General features: G+C 69.0%; 23 protein-coding genes and 2 pseudogenes. 15 read left to right on the plus strand and 10 right to left on the minus strand.

The window, feature by feature from the left end:
- Positions 1–15 precede the first annotated feature (15 nt).
- The gene (locus tag M8H82_RS18685; RefSeq protein WP_250075501.1) at positions 16–654 is read right to left on the minus strand and encodes an ABC transporter ATP-binding protein; all 639 of its coding nucleotides are present in this window, start codon (positions 652–654) and stop codon (positions 16–18) included.
- 429 nt (positions 655–1,083) lie between these two features.
- Here M8H82_RS18685 and M8H82_RS18690 point away from each other — a divergent pair, with 429 nt between their 5' ends.
- Both M8H82_RS18690 and M8H82_RS18695 read left to right on the plus strand, forming a co-directional pair.
- Positions 1,084–1,830 carry a hypothetical protein gene (locus M8H82_RS18690; protein WP_250075503.1) on the plus strand — a complete coding sequence of 249 codons (747 nt, stop codon included), beginning with the start codon at positions 1,084–1,086 and terminating at the stop codon, positions 1,828–1,830.
- A gap of 193 nt (positions 1,831–2,023) precedes the next feature.
- Positions 2,024–2,794, plus strand: a complete 771-nt coding sequence (locus M8H82_RS18695) for a hypothetical protein (protein ID WP_250075506.1) — start codon at positions 2,024–2,026, stop codon at positions 2,792–2,794.
- A gap of 259 nt (positions 2,795–3,053) precedes the next feature.
- On the opposite strand, the gene M8H82_RS18700 is transcribed toward M8H82_RS18695, so the two are convergent.
- Together M8H82_RS18700 and M8H82_RS18705 are read right to left on the minus strand one after the other, a co-directional pair.
- The gene (locus M8H82_RS18700; protein ID WP_250075508.1) at positions 3,054–4,157 is read right to left on the minus strand and encodes a nitronate monooxygenase; all 1,104 of its coding nucleotides are present in this window, start codon (positions 4,155–4,157) and stop codon (positions 3,054–3,056) included.
- Positions 4,154–4,768: a flavodoxin family protein gene (locus M8H82_RS18705; RefSeq protein ID WP_250075510.1), complete on the minus strand. Its 615-nt coding sequence runs from the start codon at positions 4,766–4,768 to the stop codon at positions 4,154–4,156. Before M8H82_RS18705 ends, M8H82_RS18700 begins: the two co-directional genes overlap by 4 nt.
- 120 nt (positions 4,769–4,888) lie before the next feature.
- Between M8H82_RS18705 and M8H82_RS18710 the strand changes: the two genes are divergently transcribed.
- Positions 4,889–5,488, plus strand: a complete 600-nt coding sequence (locus tag M8H82_RS18710) for a TetR/AcrR family transcriptional regulator (protein ID WP_250075512.1) — start codon at positions 4,889–4,891, stop codon at positions 5,486–5,488.
- A gap of 55 nt (positions 5,489–5,543) precedes the next feature.
- Here the strand turns inward: M8H82_RS18710 and M8H82_RS18715 are convergent, their stop codons facing one another.
- Complete coding sequence (locus tag M8H82_RS18715; RefSeq protein ID WP_250075732.1) at positions 5,544–6,512, minus strand: hypothetical protein; 969 nt, start codon at positions 6,510–6,512, stop codon at positions 5,544–5,546.
- Between the two features lie 127 nt (positions 6,513–6,639).
- Here M8H82_RS18715 and M8H82_RS18720 point away from each other — a divergent pair, with 127 nt between their 5' ends.
- Both M8H82_RS18720 and M8H82_RS36465 read left to right on the plus strand, forming a co-directional pair.
- Positions 6,640–6,933, plus strand: coding sequence for a hypothetical protein (locus tag M8H82_RS18720; protein WP_250075515.1), 294 nt, complete (start codon positions 6,640–6,642; stop codon positions 6,931–6,933).
- Positions 6,934–7,225: 292 nt separating this feature from the next.
- Positions 7,226–7,354, plus strand: coding sequence for a hypothetical protein (locus M8H82_RS36465; protein ID WP_284049096.1), 129 nt, complete (start codon positions 7,226–7,228; stop codon positions 7,352–7,354).
- A gap of 82 nt (positions 7,355–7,436) precedes the next feature.
- Here the strand turns inward: M8H82_RS36465 and M8H82_RS36470 are convergent.
- A pseudogene (locus tag M8H82_RS36470) lies at positions 7,437–7,851 on the minus strand (DUF6207 family protein); the annotation flags it as partial.
- Complete coding sequence (locus tag M8H82_RS18725) at positions 7,739–8,011, minus strand: hypothetical protein (RefSeq protein ID WP_250075517.1); 273 nt, start codon at positions 8,009–8,011, stop codon at positions 7,739–7,741. The gene M8H82_RS18725 and the pseudogene M8H82_RS36470, both read right to left, overlap by 113 nt.
- Before the next feature lie 148 nt (positions 8,012–8,159).
- Between M8H82_RS18725 and M8H82_RS18730 the strand changes: the two genes are divergently transcribed.
- A complete protein-coding gene (locus M8H82_RS18730; RefSeq protein ID WP_250075520.1) occupies positions 8,160–8,315 on the plus strand; it encodes a hypothetical protein in 156 nt (51 codons plus the stop codon).
- 89 nt (positions 8,316–8,404) lie between these two features.
- Complete coding sequence (locus M8H82_RS18735) at positions 8,405–9,640, plus strand: PP2C family protein-serine/threonine phosphatase (RefSeq protein ID WP_374211675.1); 1,236 nt, start codon at positions 8,405–8,407, stop codon at positions 9,638–9,640.
- A gap of 139 nt (positions 9,641–9,779) precedes the next feature.
- Here M8H82_RS18735 and M8H82_RS18740 read toward each other — a convergent pair whose 3' ends face one another.
- The 4 genes from M8H82_RS18740 to M8H82_RS18755 form a co-directional block, all read right to left on the minus strand.
- Positions 9,780–10,199, minus strand: a complete 420-nt coding sequence (locus M8H82_RS18740; protein ID WP_250075521.1) for a hypothetical protein — start codon at positions 10,197–10,199, stop codon at positions 9,780–9,782.
- A 330-nt stretch (positions 10,200–10,529) separates the two neighbouring features.
- Positions 10,530–10,733, minus strand: coding sequence for a cold-shock protein (locus M8H82_RS18745; protein WP_055711351.1), 204 nt, complete (start codon positions 10,731–10,733; stop codon positions 10,530–10,532).
- 152 nt (positions 10,734–10,885) lie between these two features.
- Positions 10,886–11,902 carry a hemolysin family protein gene (locus M8H82_RS18750; protein WP_250075523.1) on the minus strand — a complete coding sequence of 339 codons (1,017 nt, stop codon included), beginning with the start codon at positions 11,900–11,902 and terminating at the stop codon, positions 10,886–10,888.
- Positions 11,899–13,233, minus strand: a complete 1,335-nt coding sequence (locus M8H82_RS18755) for a hemolysin family protein (RefSeq protein ID WP_250075525.1) — start codon at positions 13,231–13,233, stop codon at positions 11,899–11,901. The genes M8H82_RS18750 and M8H82_RS18755 overlap by 4 nt, the downstream gene beginning before the upstream one ends.
- Positions 13,234–14,045: 812 nt before the next feature.
- On the opposite strand from M8H82_RS18755, the gene M8H82_RS18760 reads away from it, so the two are divergent.
- From M8H82_RS18760 to M8H82_RS18795, 8 genes and pseudogenes are all read left to right on the plus strand, one after another.
- Positions 14,046–14,474, plus strand: coding sequence for an META domain-containing protein (locus M8H82_RS18760; RefSeq protein ID WP_250075527.1), 429 nt, complete (start codon positions 14,046–14,048; stop codon positions 14,472–14,474).
- A gap of 200 nt (positions 14,475–14,674) precedes the next feature.
- A pseudogene (locus M8H82_RS18765) lies at positions 14,675–14,881 on the plus strand (FAD-dependent oxidoreductase); the annotation flags it as partial.
- A 966-nt stretch (positions 14,882–15,847) separates the two neighbouring features.
- Positions 15,848–16,381: a hypothetical protein gene (locus M8H82_RS18770; protein WP_250075529.1), complete on the plus strand. Its 534-nt coding sequence runs from the start codon at positions 15,848–15,850 to the stop codon at positions 16,379–16,381.
- A gap of 22 nt (positions 16,382–16,403) precedes the next feature.
- The gene (locus tag M8H82_RS18775; protein ID WP_250075531.1) at positions 16,404–17,315 is read left to right on the plus strand and encodes a hypothetical protein; all 912 of its coding nucleotides are present in this window, start codon (positions 16,404–16,406) and stop codon (positions 17,313–17,315) included.
- A gap of 71 nt (positions 17,316–17,386) precedes the next feature.
- Positions 17,387–18,871 carry a peptidoglycan-binding protein gene (locus M8H82_RS18780; protein WP_250075532.1) on the plus strand — a complete coding sequence of 495 codons (1,485 nt, stop codon included), beginning with the start codon at positions 17,387–17,389 and terminating at the stop codon, positions 18,869–18,871.
- Entirely contained in the window at positions 18,868–19,692 is an 825-nt protein-coding gene (locus tag M8H82_RS18785; protein ID WP_250075534.1) for an ABC transporter ATP-binding protein, read from the plus strand. The genes M8H82_RS18780 and M8H82_RS18785 overlap by 4 nt, the downstream gene beginning before the upstream one ends.
- On the plus strand, positions 19,689–20,960 hold the full coding sequence (locus M8H82_RS18790) for an ABC transporter permease (RefSeq protein ID WP_250075535.1): 1,272 nt from the start codon (positions 19,689–19,691) through the stop codon (positions 20,958–20,960). The genes M8H82_RS18785 and M8H82_RS18790 overlap by 4 nt, the downstream gene beginning before the upstream one ends.
- Before the next feature lie 159 nt (positions 20,961–21,119).
- Complete coding sequence (locus M8H82_RS18795; RefSeq protein ID WP_250075537.1) at positions 21,120–21,542, plus strand: hypothetical protein; 423 nt, start codon at positions 21,120–21,122, stop codon at positions 21,540–21,542.
- Position 21,543 lies beyond the last annotated feature (1 nt).

Below are 21,543 nucleotides of genomic sequence, written 5' to 3' on the forward strand. Positions count from 1 at the left end.
AGCCCCACCAACGCTTCACGAGCCCACCCCGACCGTGCCGGTCCGCTCGGCCTCCCGCAGCACCCCACCATCCAGGCGGTACAGAGTGTCCAGACGGGAGGCGTCGTAGGCCAGATGGGACACCACCAGCACCGCGCAGCCCCGCTCCCGCAAAGCCGCTGCCAGATCCCAGAACCGCAGATATGTCTCCCAGTCGAAGCCCTGATACGGCTCGTCCAGGAGCAGCACCTGCGGATCATGCATCAAGGCAAGGACCAGGTTGAGCTTCTGGCGCGTGCCGCCGCTGAGTGTCTCCACTCGCTCGTTGCGGTGGCTGGTGAAGTTCAGTTGCTCCAGCAACTCGAATGCCGGCGTCAGACAGCCGAGTCCGAAAGCGGCCTGGAAGAACCGCAGGTGCTGCTCGACGGTGAAAGCCGGGTGGAGCACTGTCTCCTGAGGGCAGCAGCCCAGCAGGCCCACCTTCTGCACCACACCACTGTCCGCGTTGAGATCCCCGGCCAGGATCCGCAGCAGAGTACTCTTGCCGGCCCCGTTCTCACCGACGATGCCCACCAACTGGCCCGCGTGGAGATCCAGTGACACCCCACGCAGGACCGGACGGCTTCGGTAGCTCTTGCACACACCCCGCACGCGCAGTACCGGCTCACTCACCATCACGACCTCCCCATCACAGCATTCACGCGGGGAGAACCAACTCTCTGTACGAAGGCCACCATTCCGTCCCGGCTCACACGACGAACGACAAGGTCCCCAACGACTGTGAGCGGCCCAGGTGACGGGCCGGAAGGAGCCCGTCCGGATCTGCGAGCCACCTGCACGCGCACGCCCAGGCCGAGGTAACGGCGGAGCCTTCCGCCCTTCCATCGTTGTGGTGCAGGCGATTTCCGCGGGTTCTGCTCCCCTTGGGGTGCCGCGTCTGCCGGTGAGTACTCCCTGCCCAACGGCGACATCCATGCAACTGTCCGGAGTGAACTTGCGGGCAGCGGCCTCCGGGCCCGTGCAGGCGCCGCCGGTCGTTCCGCACGGGTCCGTGAGCGACCACGGGTCTTGCGGGCGGTGGGCGCCCTCCCCGATCGTCGTCCCATGGGGATACTGACGACCTGCCTGGTCTCATTGGCGGCCGTGAACGTCGCGATGTGGCTGATCCGGCTTTGGCGGCGCTCGGTCGAGGCCCGAGCGGTCCGGCAGGTGCGGGCCTGGCCGGGGCTCGACATCTATCACGCGGAGCTGCTGAGCGCCGGCGAACGGTTGTGCTCCACCGACCACCAGCCCAGCGACCTGGAACGCAACTCCTACCGTGCGGCCGAGGCGGCCGTCCGCCTGCTGCGACAGGACGGCCTGATCGACGGCTCCACCATCAAAGTGGTCCGGGACGCGGCCGAACCAACCCACCCGGTCACCGCGGCCGCATTCCGTTACATCGACCGGTCCTTGATCATCCCCAGTGAGATGCGCACCGGAGACGTGGGCCGTGACCCCGAGTTCCAGGCCGCCGTCCGCGCGCACCTCAAGGAGCTCTTCGTTCACGCCCCCGCCACCCGCCGCCACCCGGCCACGACGACCGTGCAGGCGGCCCTTTGGACCTACGGCCTCGGCGCGGCAGCGCCAGCCGTGCACACGTACCTCCTGCTGACCGGTTCCGCCCCCGGCGACCCATACACCGCCCAGGGCTCGTTCGTGCTGGCCTTCCTCGTTTTCGTGGCGGCCCTGATCGTCCTCACCGCCCAAGCCGGCAACACCTGGCACCCCCTGGAAGACACCGGCGTACCCCCCGGACTCCGAGACCTGTCCCCGCCCCGCCAGAACGATGATCTACCGACAGCGGGGTGAAGCAGCGCGGCAAGTACCCCTCGTCACTGGTCCGGGGGGCACTGGTCCTCGCGGCCGAGCGGATGCCCCCAGAGCAGCCTTCCGGCCGCCGAAGCGCAGATGCCCCTCCCATGGTGCAAGGACCAGCCTCTCCTCATGCGCCGCGGCGTTGGCCCGTGTCAGCTAGAAGCAGTACACCGATCCAAGGAGCGACATGGGTGCACTGCGTCTGAAGAACGGCCACACAACAATCGATCCGCGCCTCGACCGAGTCGAGCAGTTCGACGAGCGCAGCAAGGAGTATCCGATTCGGACACTGGTCACTGAGCGAGCGCCGTTGCGCTCGGCCGGGTGGGCCTGTCCGGGCTGGCTCGACCAGGGCCGCGAGGGTGCATGCGTCGGCTTCGCCTGGTCGCATGAGCTGATCGCTACCCCGGTGCAGGTGCCTGGCGTAGACGACAGTTTTGCCCGCGAGGTATACCGGGAAGCGCAGCGCCTCGATGAGTGGCCCGGCGAGAACTACGACGGTACGTCAGTGTTGGCAGGAGCCAAGGCGATCGTTGCGCGGGGATACATGGAGGAGTACCGCTGGGCGTTCGGTGTCGACGACGTGCTGCGCACACTGGGGTATTTCGGCCCCGTCGTCATTGGCGTCAAGTGGCACGACTCGATGATGGAGCCAGCCCCGAACGGACTGCTCGAGGTGTCGGAGGGTGGCTCCGGAGGCCACGCGATCCTCGTTCGTGGCGTCTCGCTCAGGGCGCGTCTGGGCGGACACAACGGCACGATGCCCGTTGTACGGCTGCGCAACTCCTGGGGGCGTGACTGGGGTGTCGACGGTGACTGCTATCTCCGCGTCACGGACCTGGAGAAGCTGCTCAAGGAGGCGGGGGAGGCGTGTGTCCCGGTCACGCGCAATTCCACCCTGTTGAGGGCCCCGGAAGCGGATCCCGACCTTCTTCGTCAGACCGGTGAGATCGAATAGCCGCCCCTCCAGGTCCTCCCAGTATCACCAGGATGCGCTCCGGGAGGACCTTCGTGTTGAAACCCCTCTGCGGGGGCGGGGGTTTGCTTGGGCTGGCGGGATCCCGATCGCGGACGAGTCCGTCATGATCACATCTACATCGGTTGATGCCCGGGCACGGAACGCGGCGTGACTCCAAGGCCTTGATCGAGTGCTGGCGCCATGGCGTCGGCACTCGATCAAGGTGGCAGGTGGCCACACTCCACCATGCGGGCGTTGCTCAAGAGGCGGGGGATGATGGGAAGGGCACGTCCTGACGTGTGAGTTCCTCGACCAGGTGGGCCAGGTACTCCCTCGCCCCCAGGCCCTCGTGGGCCAGCGCCGCCGCCTGCCCGGCCCACAGATTCACGTACTCCGGCCTTCCCTGGGCGGCGGCGGCCCGGCGGATGGGCTGCATCAGGGCGTTCTGGACGGGGTAGGGGGGCACGGCGTCCTCGTAGGCCGCCATGTCGTGGACGAACCGGTTGGGTATGCCGCGGGCGGTGCGGCCGGAGAAGAGCCGGGTGAGGACGGTCGTACGGGCTGCCGGGGTTCCGAGCCGGCGCTTGTGGACGTCACTCGCGCCGGATTCCCGGGTGGCGAGGAACGCGGTGCCGATCTGCACGGCGTCGGCGCCCAGGGTGAGGGCGGCCCGGATGCCGCGGCCGTCGGCGATGCCACCCGCGGCGATGACGGGCGCGGTCACGGCGTCGACGATCTGCGGCACCAGCGAGAAGGTGCCGACCAGCGATTCCCGTAGGGGCGCGAGGAACGCCCCTCGGTGTCCGCCCGCGTCGCTGCCCGAGGCCACAATCGCGTCGAGGCCGGTGTCCTCGAGGGCGAGGGCCTCGTCCACCGTCGTGGCCGTACCGATCAGGGCGATGCCCCGGCGGCGTGCCTCGTCGACGACGCGGCGGGGCGGAATGCCCATGACGAAGCTGATGACGGGCGGTGCGGCGGCGAGGAGCGCGTCGATCTGGGCGTCGAAGTCGGGTAGGGCTTCGACGTCCTCGAAGGTGGGAGCGGCGACGCCGAGTTCGTCGTAGTAGGGGCGCAGCCGCTCGGTGTGGGCGGTGAATGCGGCGTTGTCCGGCAGTGCGGAGCGCTCGCCTGCCAGCGGCACCCAGAGGTTCACGGCGAACGGCCGGCTCGTGGCGGCCTTCAAGTCGGTGACGAGCCCGGTGATCGCGTCGGGGGTGAGGATGTGCGCGCCGTAGGAGCCGAGGCCGCCGCCCTCACTGACTGCTGCGGCGAGGGCGACGGAGGAGAGTCCGCCGCCGAAGGGGCCCTGGACGATGGGGTGGTCGATGCCCAGAAGGTCGCCGAGCCGGCCCCGGCCGCTCACGCGGTCACCGCCGGGGCGGCGGCCTGGCGGCCATGGGCGAACTGGAGCGCGGTGCGGGCGACGCGGGCCCCGAGGTGGTGAGCCGTGCGCAGGTCCGAGTCGGTGGGGGCTTGGTCGGGGTCGAGGTCGGAGGAGGACTGGGCCATGGCGCCGACGAAGCCGCCGAGACGGTTGAGGTCGTCCGGGCTGCCGGTGGAGGTGTAGGCCCAGCCGGGGAGCAGGCCGAGCGGAACCCAGGTCATGCCGTGCTGTGCGGCGAAAACGGCCAGGGAGAGCAGGGCGTTGTCCTTGTTGCCGTTGATGCCGGCGGAGTTGGTGAAACCGGCCGCGAGCTTGCCCTGCCAGCCCTGCTTGGCCCATATCTTGCCGCTGGCCTCAGCGAACTGCTGAAAGACGGCGGAGGTGGACCCCATGTAGGTGGGCGAGCCGAAGATGATCGCCTCGGCGTCCTCGAGAGCCGCCCAGAGGCCGTCGTCCAACGTGGCGACGTCCCGCAGATCGGCGCACACGCCGGGGACCGAATCGACGCCGGCCGCGACGGCGGCGGCCTGGCGCCGCGTATGGCCGTAGCCGCTGTGATGGGCGATGACGATGGAAAGTGGTGCGGACATGGATGTCCCCTCGTTTTCGGTTAACGCGGTCAATGGATCGACGAACCCGACACTAGACGCCCGGTCAACTATGCGCCATCCCGCCAGGTGAATAGTTGACCGGGCGTATACTCACCCGTCATGGGACGCACCAGCACCTCACGCGACCGCCTCATCGACGCCGCCGGTGAACTGATGCGCAGCCGCGGCTACAGCAGCCTCGGCGTTGCCGAAATCTGCGCCAGGGCGGAGGTGAAGAAGGGCAGCTTCTACCACTTCTTCGCCTCCAAACAGGCGCTGACCGTCGAGGCCGTCAACGCCCACTGGGACGCCGAGCGCACCTGCTGGACCACCGAGCTGGCCACCACCGGCCCCGCCCTCGACCGTCTGCGGCGGCTTCTGGACACCATGGTGCAGCTCCAGCACCGGATGAAGGAGAGCTCAGGGGCAGTCGACGGCTGCCTCCTCGGCAACCTCGCACTGGAGCTGTCCACCCAGGAGCCCGCCGTGCGGGCCCGCCTGGAAGAGATCTTCGACGAACAGATCGCACTCGTCGCCGCCACCCTCGACGACGCCGCCGAGGAGGGGACCATTCCCCGCGAGCGCGCCACAGCGGCCACCGCGCGAGCCGTAGTCGCCCACCTCGAAGGCCTGGTCATGTTCGCCAAACTCAAGAACGACCCCACCGTCCTCGACGACCTGTGGCCGCACACACTGCTGCTGCTCGGAGCCGCGGGCTAGAGACGTCCGCGCTGGCCTGTCTCGGTACTGTCATCCGTTTCTGTGAGCGACAGGGTCAGCTGGCGCGGCGGTACGTGGTGGCCGGGCCGATGACGCCCGGGCCGAACTTGTCGCGAACGCGGTCGATGGCTGTTTCGGCGACCAGTCGTGCTTCGCGGGCGTCGTCGAAGCTGATCTGCTGGGCGACCTGATTGGCGTCGATGAGGTCCTCACCCTTGAGGGCGAGGGCGGTCAGGCGGCCGCGTTGCAGACCGGCGGCGTCCATCAACTGGTAGGCGAGCAGGCGCAGGTCGTCGTCGTGTGCGGACGGCTCGGTCAGGCGGCGGGTCCTGGTCCAGCTGGCGTTGCCGGCGAAGGTCAGGGTGAGGGTGAGCGCACGGGCCGCCTGCTGTCGGCGGCGCAGTAGGTGCCCGAGGCGGACGACCAGGTCGAGGAGGGCGGCGCGGACAGTAGCGCCGTCCAGGGTGTGCTGGGGGAAGGCGTGGCGCACGGTCGCGGCGGCGGGCAGGGCGCGAGGGATGACGGCGCGCGGGTCGATCCCGCGGGCCCGGTCGGCTGCCGTGCGGCCGGCGCGCCCGCCCAGCAGGCGCTGAACGGTGGCGTGCGGGACGGTCGCGAGCAGGCCGACTGAGTGGATGCCGTAGTCGCGCAGCACGGCGGCTTGGTGTGCTCCGATGCCGTACAGCGCCTCAACCGGCAGGCCGGCCAACCATGGGAGGGCTTGGTCGGGGTCGAGAGCCAGGACGCCGCCGGGCTCGCCGATCTGCGCGGAGGCGGTGGCCGCGACGGTGACCGAGGGCCCGATGCCGACGCGTACGTCGACACCCAGGCGGGACAGCGTGCGCACACGCAGGATCTCGCCCAGGTGGCGGGGGCCGGTGCCGTGGTAGCGCAGGGCGCCCTTCAGTTCCACCAGGGCTGCGGTGGGCGGGAGCGCCTGCACGACCGGGGAGAGCTCCGCCAGCAGCTCCAGCACCTGCCGGTAGGCCTCCTCGGACAGGCGGTCCGGGCAGCGCACATGCATCACCGTCGACCTCTGGCCTGCCGGTACGTCCGCAGTCACGACATCCACCTCCCACCCCTACGTTATCGAACATAAAATCGAACACGCGAGGGCGCGACCGGTGGATCATGAGCATAGAATCAAAAATGTGTTCGACGACCTGCCGCCCGACCTGGACCGCCTGCAGACCCTGCGGGTCTGGCACGCCCTGTGGGTGGACCGCATCGACGCAAGGATCGCAGCCCTCCGGCAACGGCAGGCCGAGGAGGCACGGGGCAGGCAGAGGCGCCCGGCACCACCGGACTGGGTCGCCGAACTCGGCATCGGGTTCCATCGCGACGGGCCTGCGGGCATGCCTCCACTGCCAGCCCGACACCCGGCTGGGCATCCTCGACTTAGCCGCAGCAGCGACCTGCGACGGGTGCCGCTGCATTGCTGGTGAGCGCGCCCTGGCACCCGGGTCCCGACCACTGCCCCACCGCCGCACCCCCCTCCCCTGCCGCGCGCCTGCGCGAGAGCAGGCACCAAGGCTCGAAGGGCGAAACCCCATCCGTCCGGCCATCCAACTCAGGCGCGCAGTCTGAACTTTTGTGTCATTTTGGCCGTTATTCTGCTGCCACGGTGACCGATATTCACCACCCAGAACAGGACCTGCCATGTCGACTCCGACTCCCCCACCCCCGATCTCGGAGCCGGATCCGTCCGCACTGACATGCCCGGGTGACCGTGTCGGATTGTGCGCCGCCTGCCAGCGCAAGACCCACCGGTACGGCACCGGCGGCAGCCCGCTCTGCCAGTGGTGCATGGCACTCGTGCAGGAGAAGTGGGGCACCACCGTGCGCTACAACAACACGCGCACGTAGGCCGACCACTCTGAGACTCAGGGCCGGGCCGCGGGCGGCTCCACGGTCGGGTCGACCACCTCGGCAGGGTTAGCTGCTGGCGCAGGTCCAGGTAGCAGCGCAGCCGGACACCGGGCTGACAGACGTCCTGCGTCGTCAGCGGCCGCGATGTCGACGACGGCCAAGCCCGGCTCGCTCACGTGCGTCTCGCGAGTCAGGCATGTACGGCGCTGTGCCCCGGCGGTCCGATCGAGGTGTGCCGCTGCGGTGGCTTCATCAGACCAAGTGGCGGGCCTCCAAGGACTGTCGCCACGCCAGTCCCCCCATCGGGCCGGATCCGCTGGCCTGGCATGGTCGGTCTCATGGTCGAGTTCGTGGCCATGCGCGGCATGGGCTGCGGAGCCGTCAAGGGCTGTCGCCGATCCAGTCGAAGCGGCGCGAGTCGCCTGGGCGCGGGTTGTATATTGCACGGCCGTCGGCACCGAATTGCCCGAGCTCGGTCCGCAGCGAGACACCATTGCTGATCTCCTCCTGTGTCCAGCCGGTGATGTCCATCAGGAGCCCGTCCAGCGGCCCGCCGACCAGTTCGGCGTACGTCCGGCCCGGACGGGGGCCGGCATGGTCGGGGTCGGTGCCGTACACCCGGCCGCGCAGCAGCCGCTCGTCATCGTCATTCATGCCGCTGAGCCTGCCAGCCACCACCGACAACGCGGCCGCCCCCAGGGGCGCCGTGGGCATGCCCGCGTGGTCGGTTACCGCCGCTGGCCCCGTCGGGTGCGGAAGCGGGAGAAGCCGCCGCCAACCTTCTGTGCGGCCTGCTCGGCAGTTGCTGGGAACCGAGCGCGGTGTCGTCGGCGGCGGCCCCGACACCCCCTCGGTCACGGGGCGCTTCTCGATCGTGCCGTCGTCCCTGACGGCGAACGCCGCAGTGCCGACCGCCACGGTGACCGTCACACCCTTGATCCACAACTACGTGCTGTAACTGCTCTCACTCTGCGTGGCCGTCCGCGGTTGACGTGCTACGCGGCGACTCCGATCCTGGTCATAGGGGTGCTGGAAGGGGCCGCGGTCGTGCGTGGTAGGCAGAGTGGTCTTCCCCGGGTGCTGACGGCGGCCGAGGCGGCGGCGCCGGTGGACGCCGTTGACGTGGTCGCGGAAGACCTGCGGCGGCGGTTCAACGCCCATGAGGTGTCTTTCCTCATTGTGGATCTGACGGGGAAGGCGGTGGCGCGGCTGTCCACCGTCCCCGCGGACGGTGACCGGGAGGCGGAGCGAATCCCCCTGTTCGGCAGCGTCTACGAGGAAGTGGTCCGTACCCAGCGGTTGCTTCTTCGGGCGACAGGCCACGGACATCGGGTGATCATGCCGGTCACCAACCGGGGGGATGCCATCGGGCTGCTGGAACTGCTTCTGCCGGCCGACCCCGGTGAGGACGTCCTTGACGCGGTCGGGGAAGCCGCCCACCTCCTGGCGTACATCGTGATCGCCAACGGGCGCTTCACCGACCTCTACACCTGGGGCAAGCGCTCCGTACCTCCAAGTCTGGCCGCAGAGATCCAGTACCAGCTGCTGCCCCCATCACTGTCGTGCGAGGCCGCGCAATTCACGCTGTGCGGGAGTCTGGAGCCCTCCGAAGGCCTCAGCGGCGACACGTTCGACTACAGCGTGGACCGCGACACCCTGCATCTGTCGGTGACCGACCCCATGGGACACGACATCGACGCCGCCCTGGCCGCCACGGTCCTGGTCAGTGCCCTGCGCGGCGCCCGCCGCGCAGGAACGGCCCTGGCCGAACAGGCACACCGGGCCGACCAGGCCCTGATCCACCACGGCCGCGGGCACGCCACCGGCCAGCTGCTGCGTGTCCATCTGCGTACCGGTCGGGCCCAGCTCGTCAATGCCGGCCATCCCTGGCCCCTGCGCATGCGCGAGGGGACCGCGGAGGTGATTCCCTGCCAGGTGGACCATCCCTTCGGGCTGTCGGAGCTCACGCCCCACCCCTACCGCGTGCAGGACCTCGACCTGCGTCCCGGCGACCGCCTGCTCATGATCACCGACGGCATGCTCGAACGGCACGGCGAGAAGGTCGACCTGCTCGCCCTGCTGGAGCACACCCGCGACCTACACCCGCGGGAGACCGCATTGGCGCTGACATCCGCCGTTCGGGACGCCGCCGACGGCCTGCTCGAAGACGACGCCACCGCCATGTGCCTGGACTGGCACGGACCCCAGGAAACCCAGCGGCACGTCAACTCCGGCGCGGACACAAGTCAAGCGTCAGCCGCCCGACCTCAGCAGCACCCATGAACAGGTAGTTCTCAGGGTCTTGTGACGCGTACGTGCCGCCGACCGCGCTGTCTGCGCCGGTGGCGGGCGCCAGTGGCACTCCCCCACCGGCGGGCATCGGGCTGTCCCGCATGTCACAGCCGTCGCAAGGCGGCTGAGGTCAACGGACTCGGCCGATTTGTGCGAGGACCTCCTGAAGTCGGCGGACGGCATCCTCCGCCTCCGTGTATTCCTCTGGGCTCGGCAGGACGGTGCCGAAGGTGCCGCCACCATCAGCGGACATGGCACGCCAACGCAGGACCGGTTCGAGCGCGTTGAGAGCACCGGAGAGAAACCAGGCCAGTCGGCCATGAGTATGGGCGAGGGAAATCGCCAGGACGGCAAGCGTTTCCCGCAGGTGTTCCAGCCGCTCGATCTGCGGCATGGCTTCCTGGACGTCCGGCGGGCCGACAGCGTCACGCAGGCCCGCTTCGGTATCAAGAGCGAGTGCGCGGTCGTCCGGTGCCACTTTCCACACGTGGTCTCGGATCTGCTGTTCAGCTTCCTCGGCCAGCACGGCGACAATCCTCCGCATGTCCATGCGGATCACTCTAATTGCTGGGCTGGGCCCCACCCGACGCGGCTTGCTCGATTCTTACCTGGCCCAACGATGCACCAAGGATGCGAAACAGGTACCACCCGGCGTGGGTTCGACCGCGCGTCTTTCTGGACCCCTACCCTCCGGCGACTGGGTGGCTGACCAACGACGAAGCCGGGGATCACCCCCTCGTTCGCCCCCGGCACACCAGCGCGGCAATCGTCCACATGCGCCGCCACCGAGTTGTGTGCCGGGCGTCGTTGCACGAGATGCTCACCAGAGAGAGGCGACTGCACACCGGGCAGTCGCCTCTCTCTACAACCTCATGTCCTGTCAGCCCCGGACGATGTTCTGGGCCTGCGGACCCTTCTGCCCTTGGCCGATGTCAAAGGTGACGTGCTCGCCCTCGGTCAGCTCACGGTATCCGCTGCCCTTGATCTCGGAGTAATGCGCGAAGACGTCCGGTCCCCCACCGTCCTGCTCGATGAAGCCGAAGCCCTTCTCGGCGTTGAACCACTTCACGGTGCCGCTGGCCATACGGGTCAATCCTTCGTTCTTGTCCCGGAACATCCCTTCACCGGGCATGTTCCGGCTCGGTGCAGTCGCACGAGCCAAGAGCCGTTGTACCCCGGAAAGCGGCGCTCACCCCGACCGCGACACAGTTCTTCCGCTTCGACGGCTCAGAGCGGTCATGCGGCCGTCGAACCGACGAGTTCGGACAGGACGTCTTCCATGGTGACGAAGCCGATCACGGTGCCCTTGTCGCCGGTGACAGCGGCGAGGTGGGTGCCGTTGACCCGCATGGCGGTGAGGGCGTCGTCGAGGGGGGTGTCGATCTGTACCCGAGTCACCGGATGCAGGGCAGCCTGCGGAAAGGGCTTGTGCCGTTCGGCAACACCGATGGCGTCCTTGATGTGCAGATAGCCCATGATCGTGCCGCCGGGTCCCACGACAGGCATCCGGGAGTAGCCGGCGCTTGTCGCCGCCTTCTCCAGTTGGGCCGGCGTGACGCGGTGGTCGACCGTGCTCATGTTCGCCAGCGGCACCAGGACCTCCCCGACCGGGCGCGTGCCGAGCTCCAGGGCATCGCGCAGCCGCTCGCCGTCGGCAGGGTCGAGCAGTCCGGCCTGGCTGGAGTCGGCGACCAGGCGAGCGAGTTCGTCGTCGGTGAAGACCGCCTCGACTTCGTCCTTGGGCTCGACGTTCAGCAGGCGCAGCAGGGCGTTGGCGAAGGCGTTGATGCCGAAGATGACGGGGCGCAGGGCGCGGGTGAGCGCGACCAGCGGCGGGCCCAGGAACAGCGCGGTGGGCACCGGGGCGGCCAGGGCGATGTTCTTGGGCACCATCTCGCCAAAGAGCATGTGCAGGTAGGTCGCGAGCGTCAGGGCGATGACGAAGGCGATCGGGTGGGTGAGCCCGTCGGGCACGCCGATGGCGTGGAAGGGGGCCTCCAGCAGGTGGGCGATGGCCGGCTCGGCCACGGCGCCGAGCACGAGGGAGGAGACGGTGATGCCGAGCTGGGCGGTGGCCATCATGGCCGACAGGTGCTCGATCCCCCACAGGGTGGTCCGGGCGCGCTTGTTGCCTGCCTGCGCCTTGGGTTCGATCTGGCTGCGGCGTACCGAGATCAGGGCGAATTCGGCGCCGACGAAGAAGGCGTTGGTGAGCAGGGTCAGGGCGCCGATGAGCAGCTGGATGGTGGTCATCGGGTGATCTCCTGCCCGGCGCGTTCCGCCGCTACGGGGGCGGTGAGGGTGAGGCGGTCGGCGCGGTGGTGGTCGACGTCGAGGACGGTGATGTCCCAACCGTCGAGATGCACGGTGTCTCCAGGCTTCGGGATGCGTTCGAGAAGGGTGGCGGTCAGGCCGGCGAGGGTTTCGTACGGGCCGTCTTCGGCGCTCAGGCCGATCTCCGCGAGTTCATCGGTGCGGACGCTGCCGTGGGCCTCCCAGACCCGCCGGCCGCCGTCCGTCGCAGGCCTCGGGAGGAGGTCGGGGGTCTCTTGGGGGTCGTGTTCGTCACGGACTTCGCCAATGACCTCTTCGATGATGTCCTCGACGGTGGCGACGCCGGCGGTGCCGCCGTATTCGTCGATGACCACGGCCATGGTGCGCTCGCTGCGCATCCGGGCGAGGAGGGTGTCGACGGGCAGGCTGTCGGGCACCAGCAGTGCAGCGGTGATCAGGTCGGTGACCTGCGTGGCGGCGCGCTTGTCCTCGTCCAGGGCGAGGACGTCGCGGATGTGCAGGGTGCCGATGATCTCGTCCAGGCTGTCACGGTAGACGGGGAAGCGGGACAGGCCCGTGACGTGGGTGAGGTTGACCGCGTCCGCCGCGCTGGCCTGGGCTTCGAGGGCCTGCACATCCACCCGCGGGGTCATGACGTTCTCAGCCGTCAGCTCAGCCAGGTGCAAGGTCTTGACGAACAGCTCGGCGGAGTCCTTCTCCAGCGCGCCCTGTGCGGCCGAGTGCCGGGCGAGGGCCACGAGCTCCTCGGGACTGCGCGCGTGGGCGAGTTCTTCGGCCGGCTCCAGTCCGAAGCGCCGCACGAACCGGTTGGCGGTGCTGTTCAGGTGCTCGATGAAGGGGCCGAAGGCGGCGGTGAAGCCGCGCTGCGGGGTGGCGACGACCTTGGCCACGGCCAGCGGCCGGGAGATGGCCCAGTTCTTCGGCACCAGCTCACCGACCACCATCAGCACCACCGTGGACACGGCCACGCCCAGGATGGTCGCGATCGTCGACGCCGCTCCTCCCAGGCCGATCGCGATCAGCGGGCCGCGGAGCAGCACGGAGAGGGACGGCTCGGCGAGCATGCCGATCACCAGCGACGTCACCGTGATGCCCAGCTGAGCACCGGAAAGCTGGAAGGTCAGCCGCCTGACGGCCTTCAGAGCGCTGTCGGCACCGCGCTCACCGGCCTCAACTGCACGCTCGAGGTCAGCGCGCTCAACCGTGGTCAGGGAAAACTCGGCCGCGACGAACACCGCGCACGCAAGAGTCAGCGCCAGAGCGAGCAGGAGCAGCAGCAACTCGGTCACCGTGCCACCCCCGATTCGCAGCGTCTTGTCGGGCGGGGTGTGACACGGCTCGTACTGGGAGGTTCACCCATTGCGGGTCTGCTGCTCCTTCATCTCTCAGCCGCCCCGGGCGGGGGCGGAACATCGTCCTGGCGGAAGAAAGATTGTCCCTCATCTCAAGGTAAAAGACCAGTAAAGCCGCCTTCGGACGGCCGGTCACTGGGCGCTGCCACGATTGACGCCTGGAGGGCCCGAGGACTGCCGGCGGGTTGTTATCAGCCCGTCGAACCCAGCCGGTCCAGCCTGGTCTGGAGGGGCGGTCAACGAGAACGGGACGCCGTCCTGGCGAAGCCAGAGCGGGTGACGCGTGGCCGGAGAGTGCGGAAGGGACGCGTGTGCGGCTGACCACTGATACGCGGAGCAACACGTACGAGCGGGCCATCGCATCCGTGCAGGCCGCGTAGGGACTCAACCCTGCCGCGGCGGCGAGCGGGTGATCGGAGCTCCCAGTGCCGGTGGCCCGGCCGGGACTGGAGACGCTGGCCAGCGAAGACGTCTGACAGGGCTGGACCGAGCGAGTACTGTTCAACACTCTCGCCCGCCCCTTGGAAGGCCGCACCGTTACCGTGATGGGCCTCGCGAGCCCCACGAGCGATCCGCCCCGACACCGCCTGACAGTCAGGGAGTTGGTGACACCCAACTCCTTGGACAGGCGCGGGTGTCACGCTCCCGGACAGCGGCTGCTGACACCTCCGGACGCGTGTCCAAGCAGTGTGGCTCGCGCCCCGGAACCGTTCTCCTTGCCGCCACGTCACAAGGTCATGAAGCGGACCTTGCTCCTCGCCTCCACGGCCCTTGCCACTGCTGCCCTCACGGTCACATCCTTCGCTCAGTCCGGAAACGACAGCCCGCGCACCGCGCCGCCCACCCTCACCGGCGTGCAATGGCACGCCCACACCATCACCGCCGACGGCGTCACCCACTCCGTGCCGAAGGGGTCCCCCGCACGGCTAGTGTTCGACGCCGACAAGCACACCCTCACCGGACACGACGGCTGCAACCACATCCGCGGCAAGGCAGTCGTCAATGCCGACCAATCCACGATCACCTTCGACAGCGAATATGCGTCGACGCTGATCGCCTGCTACCAGCCCGACCGCGTCGACGTCATACCCCCCGCCGGCACCTACAAGACCCACGTAACCGCCCACACCCTCACCCTCACGGGCCCCAACGGCCACGCCATTACCCTGAAGCGGTAACACTCAACCTCAGGCCTTCCGGCGCGGCCGACGCTCCTCTGGTAGGGGCTGGGTTCGGTGTTGTGCCAGTTCAGGCGCTGGGGGCGGCGAGGGAAGGCGCCCTGAAAGGCCAACGGCGAGCGGGGCGGCACCTGGTGGTGGGCAGAGCTGAGACATGGTGCAGGCCGAGAAACCGGCCGTGGCGTCGGCGTCTTCGCTCCGAGATACGGCACCGCGTCACCAAGGACACCCACCGCATCCCGGTCGGCACCGTCGTCGCCGCGCTCGGCTTCCTGGCCGACCTCGGCCCACAGCAGCACTGGGGCCTGAACCTCAACGCCCGGAAGATCGCCGTCGACACCCACATGGCGACCAACCTGCCCCAGGTGTTCGCCGCGGGCGACATCACGGACTACCCCGGCAAGGTATGGAGCAGACGGGAGTGGTCGGCGGTCATGGCGCGCACGATCTGGGCCGGTGTGATCACCTCGGTGGTGGTTGGCGTGCCGGTCGGCCTGTCCACCGCGATCGACGGCGAGATCACTGGGAGAGCGACGGCGTCGGCAGGAACACCCCCGGCGGGTCAACAGGGTGCCGTGTTCGTCGGAACACACCGCTGAGGACTCCCCTGCACCAACCGCGTCTACGGTGCTGCCAGAACGGCTGGCCAGAGGCCCGTCAACCAGGAGCGCCACGTGTCCACTGTCGCGATTGGAGAACTGGAAGATCCTGCGGGACCGCCGACTCAAGGGCGACGGAGTTCACCAGGCCACGGCAGGGTGCGGTATCGCGGCCGACACCGGTTCCTGCCTCGGCCCACGCCGTGGCGACCATGTCGAGTGGCAACGGGTCTGAGACGCCGCCTGCCAGTTGATGTCGGTATGCGATGCGCGCGACGAGGGTGCGCGCCACGTGGCGGTCACGATCGAGGCCGTGGAGCGCGACGACCACCAACAACTCGGGCATGGATACGCATACGCCTGGGACGGTGCGTCACCGGAGCAGGGTTCCGCCGCCCCCGGCGCGGGGACGGCCCGGCTATCGGTGCGCGGCCGGGCTGCGCGCGGCGCGGCCTCGTTGGGCTGCGCCGTGATCACCGGGCCTGGTCCCGCGGCCGGAAGTTTTTGGCAGACAGTTGCGTAATATTCTCGTGATTGTAAGGTGATCTATCTGTGATGGTTTAGAAGTGATCACTTGTCCGTTTAAGGGCGATGTGAATCTGCTCTAATGAAGATCACATCCCGGGGGGGAACCCGCGACGCACGGAGCATGGATTCGATACCCGATCGCTTCTGCTGCAATTCCTGCATGCTCGAATGTTCAGCGACATGCGGGAACGCCTGAACAGCCTGCGTTCCACTCCTCTCAAGGGTTTCTCTTTCTTAGGAGTAGGAATGAAGATGTTCAACAAGCGCGTCAGCGCCGTGTTCGTCACCACCGCTGCCACTGCCGCCGCCCTGCTTGTCACCGCGCCGACCGCGAATGCGGCCACGTACAACGTGGACAACAACTGCGGCTACAAGGTCTGCGGCATTGAGAACGCGGGCGGCCAGCTCAACGTGCACTACAACTCGATCGCGAACGACGGCTACTACTCGGGTAGGGCCCACTTCTACGGAAACGTCTACAACTACGCGGGCGAGACCGTGTCGGCCAACGGGGCCACCTCGCAGACGTACAACTTCGTGTTCGGTAAGAACAATGTGGGCAACACCGCGCCCGGCACGGGGCAGGCCGTGAAGAACAACGCGGCCTCCGTCGAGAACTGCGGCCCGTACGACGCGTACCGGATCTACTACAACTCCGGTTACCAGGGCAGCTCGCAGTACTTCGCGCACACCAACGGCAGCCAGTACTGCGCCGGCGGCAAGATTGTCGACCTGAACTCCACGCTGAAGAACAACAATGCCTCGCAGCACTTCGCGTAACCGACGCTACGCGCTGCTCGCCGTGTCCGTGCTGGTCAGCACGGTCACGGCGGGCTGCGCCGCCGAGCAGGAGCGTGATCCGGCGGCTGCCGCTGCGCAGAATCTGAAGAACGTCGACCGGTCCAAGTGGCCTCCGGCCACACCGGAGAGCGGCCTGGCCAAAGGGCTGACCCTGCCGCTCGAGCAGTACATGCAGACGTATGAGCAGAACGTGGTCATCGATCAGGCGACACGCAATCTGCAGTCCGAATGCATGGCGGGTTTCGGCTTCGATTTCCGCCCGCCGCCCGCCGGTACCACGCCGCCGCCGAATTCCAATGATGCGAACATGGAACGGCGCTACGGCATCACCGACCGCAAGGTGGCGGAGAAGCACGGGTACGGGCTCGACGAAAAGGGCCCGGAAACCGGGGCGCAAGCGCCTGCCCTGACCGAGTCGGCGGAGATGGTGCTGAGCGGCGGGCTCCGCAAGGGTGACAGTGTCACCCCGGCCCCGGACTCCTACGAGGGGAAGAAAATCCCCAAGGGCGGTTGCACGGGGTGGGCCCAGAACAAGGTCGGATCCGCCGGACTTGATTTCTCGCTGGTGAGCCGCCTGAACTACGAGAGCCTGATGCGGTCCCAGGACGCTCCGAAAGTGCGGGAAGCCACGGAAAAATGGTCGTCCTGCATGAAGGGGAAGGGATATGAAGTCACCGGTCCCTTCGAGGCCATCGACCTGAACAAGGGGCAGCCGCTCGACAGCGAGCGGGCGGTGAGTGTCGCACTGGCGGATATTGACTGCAAGAAGTCCGTCGACTTGGTGGACATTTGGTTCGAGGCCGACTCCGAGATTCAGCGCAAGCAGATCGAGGAGCACCAACTCGCTCTTGACGAGGCGAGGAAGCAGAACGAAGCCGCGGTGAAGGCCGCGGAGCAGGTGCTGCGCGGCTGACCGCGCCGCCGTCCGGTCCGTACGAGCGCACCGGGCAAGGCCACGAATAGATCCGGGGAAAGGGAACCGCCATGTCCGATGGCGAGGTGCACACAGGTGCCGCAGGGCTGCCCCGAAAGCGCCGGTGGGCCGTGGGGATCGCCACGGGAGCGGTAGTGCTCTCCGGCGCCGGCATGGCGGCCACCCAGTTCATCAAGTCGCCCGCGCAGGCCGCGGCCGACTCCGAAGCGCCCCCGCCGACGGTGCTCACCGCCCCGGTCGAGCACCGGGTCCTGGAGGACTCGGTCATCGTCCGCGGCACGGTCACCGCGGCCCAGACCGTCGAGGTCAGCCCTTCGGCGGGCGGCCCCGACGGAGGCGCGCCCGTTGTCACCAAGCTGCCGGTCAAGGACGGTCAGCGAATCGAGGCCGGCCAGCGGCTCCTTGAGGTCTCCGGCCGTCCGGTGTTCGCCCTGCGGGGCGAACTGCCTGTCTTCCGGGACCTGAAGCCCGGGGCGCAGGGGGATGACGTCGCCCAGCTCCAGGACGCGCTGACCGCGCTCGGGCACAGCACGGTCGGTGACCGCGAGGGGTACTTCGGGCCGCGGACGAAGGCCGCGCTCACCGGGTTCTACGACCGCATCGGTTACACACCGCAGACTGCCCAGGAAGACGGCGACAACGCGGTGCACAACGCCGAGGCCGCGGTGACCCTGGCCGAACGAGCGCTGGAGGACGCCCGCCTGGGCGCGGCGTCCGGCACCAGCTCCGGCACCCACGCCGCAGAGGCGGGCACCGACGCGGACGGCAAGGGCGTGGGCGACCCTCTCGGCACCGACGGCAAGGGTGCGGGCGGAAGCACCGCGCGCCAGGTCGAGCGAGCACAGGAGGACCTGGCCACGGCGCGCGACGAGCTGGCCCGCGTGCGGGCGACGACCGGACCCATGCTGCCCGCCTCCGAAGTCGTCTTCCTGTCCCGCTTCCCCGCCCGCGTGGACGCGGTGCACGCGCGGGTCGGCGAGGAGGTGTCCGGCCCGGTCCTCACCGTGTCGGCCGGCGCCCTGGTCGTCCAGGGCTACCTCCAGCAGCACGAGAAGGGCCTGGTCAGGTCCGGTCAGCGGGTGGAAATCCTGTCCGAGGTGACCGGCCGCACCGCAACCGCGAAGGTCGTGTCGGTCGCGGACACCGTCGGTCAGGAGCAGACCGCCGCGAGCGGAGGAGAGGACAAGGAGCAGGCCACCGGCGCCCAGGGCTACCTGATGCTCGTACGCCCGGACAAGCCGCTGCCGCCGGACCTCACCGGACAGGACGTTCGCCTGACCGTGCGCGCTGCGGCCACCAAGGGTGCGAGCCTGGTCGTGCCGTTGTCGGCGGTGTCGGCGGGCGCGGACGGCACGACGACGGTGACCGTCGTGGAGAAGGGCGACGGCCGACGCAAGGTGGCGGTGGTCACCGGGACCACGGGGGACGGCAGCGTGCAAGTACGCCCGCGGACCCCGGGCGTGCTCACCGAAGGGGACAAGGTTCTCGTCGGCGTGCGCCCGAACCCCGCGAACGCGGCGGGAGCGGGTTCATGACCGCCGTGGCCGAACCCCCGGTCATCGAACTCCCGGTCATCGAACTGCGGCAGGTGGGCCTCACCTACCCGGGGCCGCCGCCTGTACAGGCACTCGCTCCCTGTGACCTGCGCGTCGAGCGCGGCGAGTTCGTGACCGTGGTCGGTCCCTCCGGGGCTGGTAAGTCGACGTTCCTGAACATCGTGGGGCTGCTCGACTCACCGACGACGGGTGCATACCTGCTCGACGGTGTCGACACCGGCTCGCTGGCGGACGCGGACCGCACGGCCCTGCGCGGAGAGCGCATCGGATTCGTGTTCCAGGCGTTCCACCTCATGCCGCACCGCAGCGCCCTGGAGAACGTGGCGCTCAGCCTCGTCTACGACGGCACTCCGCGCCGGGATCGCGCGGCACGCGCCCGTGCCGCCCTCGAACAGGTGGGGCTCGGCCACCGCGTGCAATCCCTGCCCACCCAGCTCTCCGGTGGAGAGCGCCAACGCGTCGCTATCGCCCGAGCGTTGGTGGGACGGCCGTCGCTGCTGTTGTGCGACGAGCCGACCGGCAACCTCGACACCGCGACCGCTGAGGCCATCCTCGGACTACTGGACGCGGTGCACCGCAGCGGTATGACAGTGGTCGTCATCACCCACGACCCGGCGGTGGCGGCCCGCGGTCGCCGCACCGTGACCATTCGGGACGGCGCCCTGTCGGAAACCTCAGTTGCGCCGCACCTCGAGCCGAACGCCCGGCCGCACGACCCGACGGCACTCCGGCCCGAGCCCGCGTCCGACTGGCCGGACTCCCCGACCCTCGACGTCCTGCGGTCAGGCAGGTCCGTATGAGGCGTCTTCCGTTCTCTCTGCCGGGGCTCCGCGGACGCGCGGCCAGCCGGGCCTCTGGCGTGGTCCGGCACCGGCTCGCGGCGCGGGACCTGGTCTCCGAGGCTCTCGCCGGCGTGCTCCAGCGCCCTGCCCGTTCCGTGCTGACCTCGCTCGGGACGGTGCTGGGAGTCGGCACGTTCGTCGCCATCCTCGGCCTGACCGCAACCGCCTCCTCGCAGATCGACGACCGGTTCAACGCGCTGAGCGCCACCGAAGTGACCGTCGACGACGTCTCCCGCGAGCAGGGCGCCCTCGGCACCATCGGTTTCCCGGCCGACGCGGACCAGCGGGTGGAGCGGCTCAACGGCGTACGGGACGCAGGCGTCTACTGGTCCGTCGACCTGGCTCCCGAGGAACAGGTCCGATCGGCTCCGGTGGGCCCCGACCGCGGCAACAGCCGGATCCAGGTGGTGGCCGCCTCCTCAGGCGTACTGCGAGCAGCGCACCCCACCCTCGCCCAGGGCCGGCTCTACGACCCCTGGCACGACCGCACGGAGCAGCGGGTCGCCGTCGTCGGCGCGGGCCTTGCCGCCCGCCTCGGCATCACGACCCTGGAGACCGCGCCGGCCGTGTTCATCGGTGACGAGGCCTTCAGCGTCGTGGGCATCGTGGACGACGTCGAGCGCCAGGCCGACCTGCTGCTCTCCGTCGTGGTGCCCCGGTCCACCGCGCAGCAGATCTGGGGTGCGCCGAAGAACGCGCCCAAGATGCTCGTGTCCACCCGCCTGGGTGCCGCCACGCAGGTGGCCGCCGAGGTACCGCTGTCGCTCGATCCCGCACACCCGGAGCACTTCAGGTCCGTGCCACCGCCCGACCCCAGATCGCTGCGAGCCGGAGTGGGAGGTGATCTCAACCAGCTGTTCCTGGTGCTCGCCGCGATCTGTCTGTTCATCGGGACCCTGGGCATCGCCAATACCACGCTGGTCGCTGTTCTGGAGCGCACCGGTGAGATCGGATTGCGCCGCGCGCTGGGTGCCCGCGGACGGCACATCACGGCCCAGTTCCTCACCGAGTCGGGCGCGCTCGGCACGCTCGGCGGCCTGGTCGGCGCGTCACTCGGCATCATCACCGTCGTGGGCGTCGCTCTGGCCAGGGACTGGACACCCGTGATCCATCCGCAGGTCGCCGTCGCGGCACCCGGCATCGGATTGCTCACCGGTCTCCTGGCGGGTCTCTACCCCGCATGGAGGGCGAGCCGGGTGCAGCCGGTCGAGGCACTGCGCCGGTAGCCGCGACCCGCCCGCTCACGCGGCCGGCCCTGTGGGAAGACCCGGACTCCGCGATGGCATTCGGCCCACCACCGGCCGAACGACGACACCGTCCCCACCCTCACACAGGCGAGGAAAAACGTGCACGTCCTCATGCGAGCGACCACCGATGCGGCTGTCATGCCCGTGGCAATATCGCTCGGTGCGTGCCCGCCGGTCCGGGGACCGGCCCCTCGACCGGTCCCCGGACCGGCGAAGGAGCACGCCCCGGACTACCGGAGCAACTGGCCCGCGAAGACGCCCTCTTCCGGACTGCCCAAGGGCCAGGAACTGCCGGGTAAGGTCCCCAGGCTGCCGTTCCAGTCGTCGCGCGCCTACTTCTCACCCGGTCACGGCCAGGTCCATGAGGCGGCGTTCACCCGGCCCAGCCACGGCGGTGAGGAGAAGCGGCAGACCCCAGACCGCCGGATCACCGTCGACGCGGCAACCGGCAAGGAGTCCAGCCTGGCCACGCTCGCCGGCGGGGCCACCTCGGCCATCCCCGCCAACGCAGGCATGGTCGCCGCTTCATCGGCCGCGAGATGGACAGGCAGGCGTCCATGAC

Origin of the sequence: Streptomyces sp. YS415 (assembly GCF_023544665.1) — a bacterium.
In the GTDB taxonomy this organism is placed as follows: Bacteria; Actinomycetota; Actinomycetes; order Streptomycetales; family Streptomycetaceae; genus Streptomyces.